The sequence below is a fragment of the Cryobacterium breve genome, from assembly GCF_004402375.1.
Taxonomy (GTDB): Bacteria; Actinomycetota; Actinomycetes; order Actinomycetales; family Microbacteriaceae; genus Cryobacterium; species Cryobacterium breve.
In genome coordinates this window covers 159,226-171,631 of record NZ_SOGJ01000028.1, presented here as the reverse complement: position 1 = coordinate 171,631, position 12,406 = coordinate 159,226, and the positions used below count along the sequence as shown (strand labels likewise).

The 12,406-nt window shown below is 66.1% G+C and carries 17 protein-coding genes; 8 read left to right on the top strand and 9 right to left on the bottom strand.

Features of this window, described 5'->3' with window-relative positions:
- Positions 1-2: 2 nt before the first annotated feature.
- From E3O65_RS14320 to E3O65_RS14305, 4 genes are all read left to right on the top strand, one after another.
- Entirely contained in the window at positions 3-155 is a 153-nt protein-coding gene (locus E3O65_RS14320) for a sigma factor-like helix-turn-helix DNA-binding protein (protein WP_241988666.1), read from the top strand.
- A 111-nt stretch (positions 156-266) separates the two neighbouring features.
- Positions 267-596, top strand: coding sequence for a DUF7882 family protein (locus E3O65_RS14315; RefSeq protein ID WP_134364394.1), 330 nt, complete (start codon positions 267-269; stop codon positions 594-596).
- Positions 593-856 (top strand): hypothetical protein, encoded by a 264-nt coding sequence (locus E3O65_RS14310; RefSeq protein ID WP_134364393.1) that lies wholly within the window; start codon positions 593-595, stop codon positions 854-856. The genes E3O65_RS14315 and E3O65_RS14310 overlap by 4 nt, the downstream gene beginning before the upstream one ends.
- Before the next feature lie 84 nt (positions 857-940).
- Positions 941-1,921 carry an o-succinylbenzoate synthase gene (locus E3O65_RS14305; protein WP_134364392.1) on the top strand — a complete coding sequence of 327 codons (981 nt, stop codon included), beginning with the start codon at positions 941-943 and terminating at the stop codon, positions 1,919-1,921.
- Between the two features lie 128 nt (positions 1,922-2,049).
- On the opposite strand, the gene ccsB is transcribed toward E3O65_RS14305, so the two are convergent.
- From ccsB to E3O65_RS14280, 5 genes are read right to left on the bottom strand one after another with little or no spacing between them, the layout of a single operon-like run.
- The gene (gene ccsB, locus E3O65_RS14300) at positions 2,050-3,012 is read right to left on the bottom strand and encodes a c-type cytochrome biogenesis protein CcsB (protein WP_134364410.1); all 963 of its coding nucleotides are present in this window, start codon (positions 3,010-3,012) and stop codon (positions 2,050-2,052) included.
- 51 nt (positions 3,013-3,063) lie between these two features.
- The gene (gene resB, locus E3O65_RS14295) at positions 3,064-4,728 is read right to left on the bottom strand and encodes a cytochrome c biogenesis protein ResB (RefSeq protein ID WP_134364391.1); all 1,665 of its coding nucleotides are present in this window, start codon (positions 4,726-4,728) and stop codon (positions 3,064-3,066) included.
- The gene (locus E3O65_RS14290; RefSeq protein ID WP_134364390.1) at positions 4,712-5,473 is read right to left on the bottom strand and encodes a cytochrome c biogenesis CcdA family protein; all 762 of its coding nucleotides are present in this window, start codon (positions 5,471-5,473) and stop codon (positions 4,712-4,714) included. The genes resB and E3O65_RS14290 overlap by 17 nt, the downstream gene beginning before the upstream one ends.
- Positions 5,474-5,475: 2 nt before the next feature.
- The gene (locus E3O65_RS14285) at positions 5,476-6,072 is read right to left on the bottom strand and encodes a TlpA family protein disulfide reductase (RefSeq protein ID WP_134364389.1); all 597 of its coding nucleotides are present in this window, start codon (positions 6,070-6,072) and stop codon (positions 5,476-5,478) included.
- On the bottom strand, positions 6,069-6,713 hold the full coding sequence (locus E3O65_RS14280) for a histidine phosphatase family protein (protein ID WP_134364388.1): 645 nt from the start codon (positions 6,711-6,713) through the stop codon (positions 6,069-6,071). Before E3O65_RS14280 ends, E3O65_RS14285 begins: the two co-directional genes overlap by 4 nt.
- Positions 6,714-6,776: 63 nt before the next feature.
- Here E3O65_RS14280 and aspS point away from each other — a divergent pair, with 63 nt between their 5' ends.
- Positions 6,777-8,105, top strand: coding sequence for an aspartate--tRNA(Asn) ligase (gene aspS, locus E3O65_RS14275; RefSeq protein WP_166785766.1), 1,329 nt, complete (start codon positions 6,777-6,779; stop codon positions 8,103-8,105).
- 53 nt (positions 8,106-8,158) lie between these two features.
- Here the strand turns inward: aspS and E3O65_RS14270 are convergent, their stop codons facing one another.
- Positions 8,159-8,455, bottom strand: coding sequence for a Dabb family protein (locus E3O65_RS14270; RefSeq protein ID WP_134364387.1), 297 nt, complete (start codon positions 8,453-8,455; stop codon positions 8,159-8,161).
- The gene (locus E3O65_RS14265; RefSeq protein WP_134364386.1) at positions 8,452-8,721 is read right to left on the bottom strand and encodes a glutaredoxin family protein; all 270 of its coding nucleotides are present in this window, start codon (positions 8,719-8,721) and stop codon (positions 8,452-8,454) included. The genes E3O65_RS14270 and E3O65_RS14265 overlap by 4 nt, the downstream gene beginning before the upstream one ends.
- Before the next feature lie 57 nt (positions 8,722-8,778).
- Between E3O65_RS14265 and E3O65_RS14260 the strand changes: the two genes are divergently transcribed.
- Positions 8,779-9,501 (top strand): HAD family hydrolase, encoded by a 723-nt coding sequence (locus E3O65_RS14260; protein WP_134364385.1) that lies wholly within the window; start codon positions 8,779-8,781, stop codon positions 9,499-9,501.
- Between the two features lie 52 nt (positions 9,502-9,553).
- Here the strand turns inward: E3O65_RS14260 and E3O65_RS14255 are convergent, their stop codons facing one another.
- Positions 9,554-9,652, bottom strand: coding sequence for a 30S ribosomal protein bS22 (locus E3O65_RS14255; RefSeq protein ID WP_003792170.1), 99 nt, complete (start codon positions 9,650-9,652; stop codon positions 9,554-9,556).
- 126 nt (positions 9,653-9,778) lie between these two features.
- A complete protein-coding gene (locus E3O65_RS14250; protein WP_134364384.1) occupies positions 9,779-10,225 on the bottom strand; it encodes an ArsR/SmtB family transcription factor in 447 nt (148 codons plus the stop codon).
- Positions 10,226-10,299: 74 nt separating this feature from the next.
- Here E3O65_RS14250 and E3O65_RS14245 point away from each other — a divergent pair, with 74 nt between their 5' ends.
- The gene (locus E3O65_RS14245) at positions 10,300-11,742 is read left to right on the top strand and encodes a TrkH family potassium uptake protein (RefSeq protein WP_241985555.1); all 1,443 of its coding nucleotides are present in this window, start codon (positions 10,300-10,302) and stop codon (positions 11,740-11,742) included.
- The gene (locus tag E3O65_RS14240; RefSeq protein ID WP_134364383.1) at positions 11,735-12,406 is read left to right on the top strand and encodes a potassium channel family protein; all 672 of its coding nucleotides are present in this window, start codon (positions 11,735-11,737) and stop codon (positions 12,404-12,406) included. Before E3O65_RS14245 ends, E3O65_RS14240 begins: the two co-directional genes overlap by 8 nt.

Sequence of the window (12,406 nt, the reverse complement as noted above, 5' to 3'; positions counted from 1 at the left end):
TTATGTCCCGGTTCGGCCTCGACGGGGGCGCGCCCCAAACGCTGGACCAGATCGCGGTCGTTCAGGGGGTGACCAGGGAGCGGGTTCGCCAGATCGAGAAACGCGCCCTGGCCCTGCTGCACGTCCCCCGTCTGGAGCGGTATCTGCGCGACTGACCCCCGGTGGACCCCGGCCGAGCGTGATGCCCGTGTGAACCCTGAAGTGGAGCATAGCCACGGGCACCCGTTCACGCTAACCTCGAAGTCAACTTTGTCAACGGGGGTCACATGGGAAAGCTCACCTACAACTCGACCCTGACCGCAGATTTCGATGACCGGGTGCTTGCTCACATCCAGGTTGTCATCGGGGCGAAGTTGCGTCGAGGTGAGTGTTTCTACTTCACATGGCGAGACGACCCGCAGGGCGGAGACGGCCGCAGCACGATCTGGCTGCACCCAGCCATCCCCCTGTCCTACAAGTACTTCGGCGGGCGCTCCCCCAGCCTCAACCGCGAATGGATTGAGGCCCTGATGCTGTCCGCCAATTCCTCCGGCGGTCTACAGCTGGTGCCGGAACCGCACCGCCCCACGTCAGTACTGGTGAAGGATGAATCGTGAAGCGAGTCGATATTGTCTATGGCGGCGGGCAGTACTCGCTCGGCGGCCGGACCCTGGAATCCATCCAGAACGAGGTTGAGACAGCGCTGGCATCCGGCAAGCCCTATTGGCTGCGGGTGAACAGCGGCGGCGGGGTCTTCGAAGACGCCTACCTGCTGATCGTGCCGGGCATCCCCTTCGCCATTCTCAACGTCAAGTCGGACAACGGCACGGGCATCGATCTCGACGTGGACGGGGCGTTCAACCCCGACGTGCTCTGACCCCTCAGACCCGAGTGCTCTTGCCACGGGTTGTCGACGCCTTCCGCGTCACCTGGGCAGGCCCCTGGCTGGCACACTGGGAACATGCTGCCAACACTGCCTGAGTTGCTCGGATCTGCCCGCGTCGTCGCGTTGCCGCTGGTGACGCGGTTCCGCGGTATCGACACCCGGGAGGCGATGCTCCTGCACGGGCCGCACGGCTGGGCGGAGTTTTCCCCGTTCGCCGAATACGGCGACGCCGAGGCCACGGCCTGGCTGCGGGCGGCCATCGATTTCGGCTGGGAAGCGACCCCCGCTCTGCTCCGCGAGCGCATCCCGGTGAACGCCACCGTGCCGGCGGTCGCCGCCGAAGAGGTCCCCGGCGTGCTCGCCCGGTTCCCCGGATGTCGCACCGCCAAGGTGAAGGTCGCCGATCCCGGCCAGACCCTCGCCGACGACGTGGCTCGGGTGCGCGTGGTGCGCCGGGTGCTCGGACCCGAGGGGCGCATCCGCGTCGATGCGAACGGCCTCTGGAACGTCGATGAGGCCGAGCACGCCATCCATGCCCTGAACGAGTTCGACCTCGAATATGTGGAGCAGCCCTGCGCCACGATCGAGGAGCTCGCCGAGATCCGTCGGCGCACCGCGTACCTCGACGTCGGCGTGGCCGCGGACGAAAGCGTGCGCCGTGCGGAAGACCCGCTGCTGGTGGCCCGCACAGGCTCCGCCGACATCCTCGTGATCAAGGCCGCGCCACTCGGCGGGATCCACGCCGCCCTGGCACTGATCAAGCAGGCGGGCCTTCCCGCCGTCGTCTCCAGCGCCCTGGACACCTCGGTGGGCATCTCGATGGGCGCGCATCTGGCCGCAGCGATCCCCGAGCTCGACTTCGACTGCGGGCTCGGCACGGCTTCGCTCCTCGCAGCCGACGTCACCACCGAACCGCTCCTGCCGGTTGACGGCGGCATCCCGGTGCGCCGGGTGACCCCCGACCCCGAACTGCTGGAGCGCTACGCTGCCCCGGATGACCGACGCGATTGGTGGCTCGCCCGCCTCACCCGCTGCCACGCGCTGCTCACCGACTGACGCCGGCGCCGAACCGATTCGACGGAGATTTTGGACCGGAAGACGACTTTCGGCCGATTTGGGGCCCATCCGAGCAAAATCACCGTCGAATTCGTGCGCGTTCGCCTCGGCGACGGGGAGGCGTTGGCTCAGAGGCCGGAGTAGGCGTGCAGACCCTTGAAGAAGACGTTCACGATCCCGAAGTTGAACATGACGGCGGCGAAACCGATGATCGACAGCCACGCCGACCGTGAGCCACGCCAGCCGCGGGTCGCCCGGGCGTGGATGTAGCCGGCATAGATGGTCCAGATGATGAACGTCCAGACCTCTTTGGTGTCCCAGCCCCAGTACCGGCCCCAGGCCTGTTCGGCCCAAATGGATCCGGCCATCAGGGTGAAGGTCCAGAGGATGAAGCCGATTATGGTTACGCGGTAGGCGAGGTTCTCCAGCGTGGCCGCCGACGGCAGCGTGGCGAGGAAACGCAGGCGCGCGCTCCTCGCGGACGCGACGAGCGACTCGCGTCGGAACTGCAGCAGATGCACGGTGGACAGGGCGAACCCGAGGGCGAAGAAGCCCGTGCCGAGCGAGGCGACAAAGACGTGGATGACCAGCCACGCCGACTGCAGCGCCGGCGGCAGGGGTGCGACCTCGACGTAGAAGCGCAGCGCCGCGATCCCGAGCAGTACCAACACCATGCCCGTGACGAAGGTGCCGAGGAAGCGCAGGTCGGCGCGGGTGAGCACGATCAGGAACACGGCCACGATGAGCAGGGTGCCCGTCATAGCGAACTCGTACATGTTCGCCCACGGCACGCGTTCGGCCGCCACGCCTCGGAGAACTGTGGCCATCAGGTGGGTCAGGAAGGCGAGCACGGTGAGCGAGACGCCGACCCGCAGACTGGGCGACCGACCGTAGGGCGTTGCCGCGTCGTTCTTGATCCGAGCACTGATGCGCGTGAGGGTCGTGGTCCCGCCCGACGCGCCCGCGGCATCCGTGCGCGGCGTTTCCGCCTGGCGTTCCGCCTCGTCTGCCGCCGCGGTGGAACCGACCGCCGCAGACCGCTTGGCCAGGTCGAAGGAGAAGGCGATGAAGGCCAGTGCGTACACGGCCATGGCCGAGTAGAGGCTCAGGATCGAGAGCTCGTTGAGATTCACTGTTTCAGCCTATTTCTGTTCGAATGCCGGGGTGGCCGATTGGGAGGATAACAGCAGGTCGGTGTGCCGGTCGGCAATGTCGCCGACGGCGGATTCCAGGGCCGGGTCCTCACCCCGGGCCAGCCCCGCGTACTCGAGGCGCAGCGATCCGTCGGCCTCAGGCACGGCCTTCACCCACACCCGCCGGCGCGGCACGAACAGCGACGTCAGCAGACCGAGCAGGGCCAGCACGGCGAAGGACAGCACCCAAAGCTGGGTGGGGTCGTGGTGGATGTCGAACGAGGCGAACCGGAGCACCGAACCGGAAAAGTCCCCGGTTTTTGCGCCCGGGGCGGCGTCATCGAAGGTGACGGTGCCGAGGCCGTTCGGCAGCTCGCTGGACTGGCCGGGCTTGAGCTCGATCGACTCCACCCTGGTCTTGCCGCCGGTGAGCTGATCCATCTGATCGGTGTCGAGCGAGTAGACCGACGTGGGCACCCCCGCGTCGAGCCCGAGGTCGCCCGAGTAGACGTTGAGGGTCAGCAGCGGGTATTCGAGGTCAGGGTACGACGAGAAGTACGCCCCCGACTCCATGGTGGCCTGCGTCGGGTAGAAGAATCCGATCATGCCGAGCTGTTCCGCCAACCCATCGGGAACCTTCACCACTCCGAGGGAGGTGAGGTTGGCGTCCTGCGGCAGGAACGGAACGGAATCGGTGAAGACGACCACCCCGTTCGGGTCCTTCACGGTGATGGTCGGGGCGTAACCGTTGCCGAGCAGGTAGACGTCGGTGCCGCCGGTGCGGGCGGGCCCGTTCACCTTCACCTGGCTGGCCTCTGCAACCTCGCCCCGGGGAGTGATGGTGACGTCCGCGGTGAAGTCGATCGGCTGGCCGTAGGCCTTGAGGTTCTTGTCCTCGTAGGTGACGTCGAAGTCGTCGAGGGTGAGCTTGTACGGAGTCAGGCTTGCGTCATTGAAAAACCGGCCCGGGTTGAATGAGTCGTAGGCCAGCAAGGTGTTCACGAACGTTTGTCCCTCAACAAGAACGCGCTGCCCACTGAAACCGAACCCGCCGCCGAAACCAACCGTGATCAAGATGCCGACCAGAGCGAAGTGGAAGACCAGGTTGCCGGTTTCGCGCAGGTAGCCGCGCTCGGCCGAGACCGAGGTCTCCCCGCGATTCTTGAAAACCGATGCCCGGTAGCCGCTGGTTTTCAGAAGCCGGCGGGCGGACTCGACGGCGGCCTGAGCATCCGTGCCGGCCGGGGCCGTGCGCGTCGTGAAGCCGGCCAGCCGGGACAGCCGGGCGGGCGTGCGCGGCGGCTTGGCGCGCAATGCCAGGTAATGGTGTTTGGTGCGTGGGATGACGCAGCCGATCAGCGAGACGAACAACAGCAGGTAGATGGCCGAGAACCACGCCGACGAGTACACGTCGAAGGCCTGGACCTTGTCGAGCAGGGGAGCCAGGTCGGGGTTGTCTGTGAAGTACTGGGTGACCCCGTTCGGATCGGAGCTGCGCTGGGGCACCAGGGAACCCGGCACGGCGGCGATCGCGAGCAGCAGCAGCAGGAACAGCGCCGTGCGCATATTCGTCAGCTGGCGCCAGAACCAGCGCAGCCAGCCGACGAAGCCAAGGTGCGGCTGGACGATCCCCGCGGAGGCGGGCGCGTCGTAGTGGTCAGATGGCCGGGACATAACTTCCGATCGTTCCTTGCAGGTCGAGGAGCCAGGCATTCCACACGCCGCTCACCATGAGCACGCCGATGACCACGAGGAGGAGGCCACCGAACAGGTTGATGGCCCGGACGTGGCGTTTCAGGAAGGAAACGGCGCCGGTCGCCCAGCTTAGGCCGAGCGCGATCAACAGAAACGGGATGCCCAACCCAAGCGCGTAGAACAGGGCCAGTAGTCCGCCCTGCCAGGGCGAACCCGTGGTCAGGCTCAGCGAGTTGATGGCGGTGAGGGTTGGGCCTGTGCAAGGCGTCCAGCCGACCGCGAAAACGGCTCCGAGCACTGGCGCGCCGGCCAAGCCCATCCTCGGTTTCCAGGCGGCCTTCACGCTGCGCTGGGCGAACCCGAACTGGCCGACGAAAACCAGGCCGAGCAGGATCACCAGAACACCGGCGATGCGGGTGATCGCGTCGCGGTACTGGTTCAGCCAGAAACCGGCCACCCCGAAGATCACCCCGGTCAGCACGAAGACGAGAGTGAAGCCGAGGATGAACAGAACAACCCCGAGCAGCAGGCGGTTGCGGCCGCGGCGGTCGCCGCGGGCGGCGGTCGAGCTGCCGTCGGCGAAGCCGCCGATATAGGCCAGGTAGCCGGGGACGAGCGGCAGGATACAGGGGGAGGCGAACGAGACCAGGCCGGCCAGCACGGCGATGGGAATGGCCAAGAAGAGCTGGCCGCTGAAGACGATTTCGCCGAACGGGTTGTCCACGCCTACGATTCCTCGGCGATCGCGTCGCGCACGAGGGTCTCGAGGATCGTGGGTTCCGAGACCGCACCGAGGATGCGCGCTGCGACCCGGCCGGACCGGTCGAGCACGAGGGTGGTGGGAACGGCGTTGGGCGGGATGCTGCCGCTGAACGCGAGCTGCATGCTCCCGTTGTCGACGTCCATCACCGACGGGTACGTTATGCCGAAGCTCTCGTTGAACGCCGTGGCGTTTGCGGCCTGATCCCGAACGTTGACTCCGACCCAGCGGGCATCCGTGCCGGCGAATTCCTCGTTGAGCTTCTGCAGGGCCGGGGCCTCCGCCCGGCACGGCGCACAGCTGGCGTACCAGAAGTTGACCACGACGACCGTGCCGGCGTAGTCCGCGCTGGAGAGCGCGGCGCCGTTCTCGTCTACGCCGCTCCAGACCACGGGATCGCCGCGCTCAGCGATCGGAATCTCGGTCCAGCTGCCGTCTCCGGCTATGAAGCCCTTATTGCTGCCCTCGCGGTACTGTTCGGCAAGTGGGTCGGTGGAGCACCCGGTCAGCAGCAGCGCCACGGCGACGAGGCCGACCAGAGCGGCACGCGGACGGAGTTTCATACGGCCCCCACATCCGTGGCACCGGCCTGCAGCGACAGGGCCGGGTTCGCGTAGCCGGTTTCGGCCGGGTGCCCGCCCGGCCAGGAGAGCGTCGTGATGCTCGACAGGTCGCAGCGGCGCTTGCGCGGGTCGTGGGCGAGGCGCTGTCCGGCGAGCGCGCGATGCATCATCCAGATCGGCAGCTGATGACTCACGAGCACGACGTCACCTCCATCCACGGAGCGGCGGGCGTCCTCGATGGCGGCCAGCATGCGCTTCGCGATCGAGTCGAACGACTCACCCCAACTGGGTCGCAAGGGGTTGGCCAGGGCAGGCCAGTTGCGCGGGTCGCGCAGCGCACCGTTCGAACCTCGCATCCGTTTGCCCTCAAAGAAGTTGGCCGGTTCGATGATGCGTTCGTCGATGTCGACGGGAAGACCGAACGCCGCGGCGATCGGCACGGCCGACTCGCGGGCCCGCTGCAGGGGTGAGGAGATGATTCGGGCGACGGGGCAGGCGCGCTGCAGCAGATCGGCGGCCGCGGCCTCGGCCATCTGCACGCCCAGGTCGGAGAGCCGGAATTCGGGCAAGCGTCCGTACAGCACGCGTTCGGGGTTGAAAACCTCACCGTGCCGCACGAGATGTACCTGATTGGCTACCACCCTTCCAGTGTACGGAGGAGGTACCCGCGAATACGCCGAGAGCCGTGCGGCTAAACTTGACTAGTGACTGAGCGCATATTGATCAAGAACCTGGCCGCCCTCGACAACGGCCCCGTAACGGTATCCGGATGGGTCGACACCGTCAGAGACCAGAAGAAGGTGCAGTTCGTCGTGCTGCGTGACGAATCCGGCGCGGTGCAACTTGTGAACCCGCGCACCACGGATGCCGCGGGTGTCGTTGTCGCCGACGAACCGGCCAGCACGATCTCTACCCTGTCGCAGGGCAGCTTCGTCACCGTCACCGGCGAACTCAAGCACGACGAGCGCGTCAAGCTCGGCGGCATCGAGATCAAGCTCGCAACCCTCGAGGTCGTCACGGTCGCGATCCCCGAGACGCCCATCGCCGCCGACTCCAGCCTCGACAAGCGCCTGGATTGGCGCTTCCTCGACCTGCGCCAGCCCAAGCAGAACCTGATCTTCCGCCTGCAGACCACGTTCGAGCACGCCATGCGCACGTATTGGATAGACAACGACTTCATCGAGCTGCACACCCCGAAGCTGATGGCCAGCGCGAGCGAGTCCCGCGCCGAGTTGTTCGAGGTGGAGTACTTCGACACCAAGGCCTACCTCGCGCAGAGCCCCCAGTTCTTCAAGCAGATGGCCCAGTCCGCCGGCTTCGGCAAGATCTTCGAGGTCGGCCCGGCATTCCGCGCCGACCCGTCGTTCACCAGCCGCCACTCCACCGAGTTCACCAGCGTCGACTCCGAGATCAGCTGGATCGACAGCCACGAAGACGTCATGCAACTGCACGAGAAGCTGCTCGTCGCCGGATTCACCGCAGTCAAGGAGAAGCACGGTGAAGAGGTCCTGGCCCTCTTCGGCGTCGAGGTCACCGTGCCCAGCACGCCGTTCCCGCGCATCCCGCTGGCCGAGGCCAAGGAAATCGTCAAGAACCGCGGCTACGAGGTCCCGCGCGACGACGACGACATGGACCCGGAGGGCGAACGTCAGATCGCCGCCTACGTGCTCGAGACCTTCGGCCACGAGTTCGTCTTCCTCACCGACTACGCCTCGAGCATCCGGCCGTTCTACCATATGCGCCACGAGGGTGACGCGAGCATCACCAAGAGCTACGACCTGATCTTCAACGGCACCGAGATCTCGACCGGAGCACAGCGCGAGCACCGCATCGACATCCTGGTCGAGCAGGCCAAGGACAAGGGCGTCGACCCCGAAGAGATCGAGGGTTACCTCGACTTCTTCCGATACGGCGTTCCGTCGCACGGTGGATTCGGCATGGGCCTCGCACGGGTGCTCATGCTCATGCTGCATCAGGCCAGCATCCGCGAGGTCACCTATCTGTTCCGCGGTCCGACCCGCCTCGAGCCGTAGGCGGGAAGGCTGTCCCGCCTCGGCGGGGCAGCCCACACTTCGGCCCGAGCAGGTCAGACGACGATATCGACGGCCATCCTGGCCGAGACGACAGAGCGGATGAAGGCTCCCGCCGCCTGATGCGCGGGATGAACCTGATAGCGGCTGACCGCGTCCAGGTCGTCGAAGTCCGCCACGAGCACTACATCCCAGTTGGTGCCACCGGCCACGTCGGCGCCCACCCGCAGTGCTTTGATCTCGTCGACGACGCCCACAAGTGCTTCGAGGCTGGCCGCGATCTCGGCCGCGTCGGCGGCTTTCCGAGCCGGGTCGGACTCGGAGAGCTGCCAGGAGACGATGTGCCGGATCATCGCACGGCCAGAATCGCGCCGCGCAGTCGCACCGGATCGATGCGCCAGTAGTTGTGCACCTTGCCGTTGAGCAACAGCACCGGGATGTCGTCGAGGTAGAGGGCGTGCAGTTCGGCATCGTCGAGGATAGAACGTTCCTCGAGCACGATTTCCGGGGCGGACGGATCGTCGGCCAGCTTGGTCACGACACTGCCGACCAGGTCCCGCGCGTCGTCGCAGAGGTGACAGCCGGGCTTGCCGATCAGGGTCAGGAGGACGGTAGCCATGGCACCAGCCTATGCGGGCCCCGTGAGCGATTGAGGCAACTAGACTTATTTGCACACATGTCCGAAGCCACTGCCGCCCCAGCCATCGCGTTCTTCGACGTGGACAACACCCTCCTGCGCGGGGCCAGCCTGTATCACCTCAGTATCGGCGCCTGGCGACGGCGACTGCTCACCGGCCGGGACATCGCGTCGTTCGCCTGGAAGCAGGCCCGCTTCCTCGCGGTCGGCGAGAACGGGGTGCACCTCGCCACCATCCGCGAGCGCGCGCTGGAAGTGGTCGTCGGCTACACCCGTGCCGACCTCGTCGCGTTGAGCACGGAAATCGTCGATGCCCGCCTGCTCCAGCGTCTCTGGCCCGAGACGGTTGCCGTGGCCAGGGCCCACCTGAAGGCCGGCCGCGAGGTCTGGCTCGTCTCCGCGACGGCCCAGGAAGTGGCCGACGTCATCGCCGAGCGCCTCGGGCTCACGGGCGCGCTCGGCACGCGTCTCGAAGCCATCGACGGCGTTTTCACGGGCCGACTGACGGACGGCGTCTGCCATGGTGCCCAGAAGGCGCGCGCGGCCAGCATGCAGGCTCTCAGGAGCGGGGCCGACCTGGCCGGCTGCTGGGCCTACTCCGACTCGCACAACGACATCCCGTTACTGGATCTGGTCGGCAACCCGGTCGTCGTGAACCCGGATGCGACGCTCCGGCGCTACGCCGCAGCGCGCCACTGGCCGGTCATGATCCTCAAACGCCGCAGCATCAAGGCTGCTACCCGGGCAAGCAAAAAGCGCTAGGCCCCGAGGGCCTAGCGCTCACGCCAGTACAACTTGCTGACGGGTGAACCGTCTACTTCTTGTTACGACGCTGGTGACGAGTCTTGCGAAGCAGCTTGCGGTGCTTCTTCTTCGCCATACGCTTGCGTCGCTTCTTGATTACAGAACCCACACGGACCTCACAAAAGAAATTGGTTTCGCCGCGGGATTCGCGACAGACACGGTAAATGGCAGTCTACCGGAAAAAGAACGCACTCCTACGCGGTGTGCGCATTCGGGCGCTGGGCAGCCTCTCGGCTCAGTCGTTTTTGCGCCATTTCCGGGGCTTGGCGTCCTTGACCGCATGCGCCATTTGGAATGACGTGTCGGCGAAGGCCTTCCCGATGGCGGCAGCGAATGCCCGCTGTTCGTCCTTGAGCCCTTCGGCCTCTTCGGCGATCTCCCCGACCGTGGCGTCGAAGTCGACACTGAGGAAGGGAATCAACCAGTCCTCGATCTCTTCGAGCGGCGCGTAGTCCAAATGGTAATAACGGTGCTGACCGGCTTCCCGAACCCCGACCAGGCCGGCTTCCCGCAAAACCTTGAGGTGCTTCGAGATAGTCGGCTGGCTCAGTCCGAGTTTGTCGACGATGTCAGACACGCTGAGTTCGCCACCGGCCGTGCTCGATTGGTTGTATCGCTCAAGGAGAATGCGTAGAATTTCGCGTCGGGTCGAATCCGCCACCACGCCGAATATGTCTGCCATGCCCCAAGGCTAGTCATTCCCGGTGGGGGATACCATGGCGGCGGTCGTTCGTCGCGGGTGAGTCGGAGGTTTCAATGCAGACACGGATGGCGGGTTCCGCCTTCGCGCCGCGTCCCACCAGCTGGTATGCCTGGCTGCGCGACTCCATCGACGGGCTGGTGCGCCGCTCGCCGTCCCGCTTCGCCATCCTCGTGTTCACGGCCCTGATCATGGTGTTCACCCTCCTGTTCTCCCTGCCCATCGCAACCGCGGACCGCACCGTCACCCCCCTGCACGACGCCCTCTTCACCGCGGTGTCGGTGATCTGCGTGACCGGCCTCGCGACGGTGGACATGGCAACGCACTGGTCGGCGTTCGGCAACGTCCTGGTGGTGGTCGGCGTCAATATCGGCGGTGTCGGCGTGTTGACCCTCGCCTCCCTGATGGGCATGGTCATCTCTCGGCGCCTGGGCCTGCGGGCCCGGCTCATGGCCGCCAGCGACACGAACCCGTCCCGGATCCATGCCGGCCCGGTCAATGAAGGCCAAGCCATCCGGTTGGGCGAGGTCGGCAACCTTCTCGTGACGGTCGCGATCAGCGCCTTCGTGATCGAACTGGTCGTGACTGCGCTGATCTTCCCGCGCATCCTGGCTGTCGGGACTCCCGCCGGCGAGGCCGTCTGGCAGAGCGTGTACTACGCGGCCATGGCTTTCACCAACAGCGGTTTCTCCCCCAACGTCGGAGGCCTCGCCCCCTTCGCGAACGACTATTGGTTCCTCAGCGCCCTCATGCTGGGAGCCTTCCTCGGCAGCCTGGGCTTTCCGGTGATCTACGCCATCGCCCGGGGCTGGCGCAGCCCCCGGCGATGGTCGCTGCACGTGAAGCTGACCCTCTTCACGACCATGGTGCTGATTGTCGCGGGCATCGCGGTATACATCGCGCTCGAGTTCGACAACCCGAAGACGTTCGGGTCCCTGAACGCGGGCGACACGATCTTCCAGTCGCTGTTCATGTCGGTGATGACCCGGTCGGGCGGTTTCGCGACCATCACCGTCAGCGACCTGCACGGGTCGAGCCTGCTCGTCACGGACATGCTGATGTTCATCGGCGGCGGTTCGGCGTCCACCGCGGGCGGTATCAAAGTGACCACCCTGGCCATCCTGTTCCTGGCCGCGTTCGCCGAGGCCAGCGGGCGAAGCCAGATGGAGGCGTTCGGCCGCCGCATCCCCGGGGACATCCTTCGGCTCGCGGTCAGCGTCGTGCTGTGGGGTGCCACGACTGTGGCTGTGTCCAGCATCCTGATCCTGGAGATCTCCAAGGCGCCGTTCGACCTGGTGCTCTTCGACGTGATCTCCGCGTTCGCCACCTGCGGCCTGTCGACGGGGCTGACCGCCGACCTCCCTCCGGCAGGGGTGTACGTGCTGGCGGCGACCATGTTCATGGGCAGGATTGGTACAGTGACTCTCGCGGCTGCCCTCGCCGCGAGCCAGAGCAGGCAGCTGTTCTCCCGTCCGGAAGAGAGACCCATAGTTGGCTGACCGCTTCAAACACGACGCTCCCGTGCTCGTGATCGGACTCGGCAGGTTCGGCGCGGCCACCGCCGGTCAGCTCGACCGTCTCGGCCGAGAGGTGCTCGCCGTCGACGACAGCGAGGCCCTCGTGCAGAAATGGTCCGAACGGGTCACCCACGCGGTGCAGGCTGATGCCACGTCCATCGACGCGCTGCGCCAAATCGGTGCGCAGGAATTCTCGATCGCTGTCTGCGCCGTCGGCTCATCCGTCGAGGCCAGTGTGCTCATCGCGGCGAACCTGGTCGATCTCGGGATCCCGCAGATCTGGGCAAAGGCGATCTCCAAGTCCCACGGCACGATTCTCGAGCGCATCGGCGTGAACCACGTCGTCTTCCCTGAGGCTGAGGCCGGCGAACGCCTCGCGCATCTGGTGTCCGGACGAATGCTCGACTTCATCGAGTTCGACGACGATTTCGTCTTGGTCAAGATGATCCCGCCGAAGCCGATCAGGGGGCTCAACCTGACCGAATCGGGGCTGCGTCGCAAGTACAACGTCACCGTGGTCGGCGTGCAGAGCCCCGGCCGTCCCTTCACCTACGCCACCGAGAAAACGATCGTCACCGACCGGGACCTCATCATCGTCTCCGGCACGGAGTCCGACATCGAACGGTTCGCGGCACTCGAGGTCTAA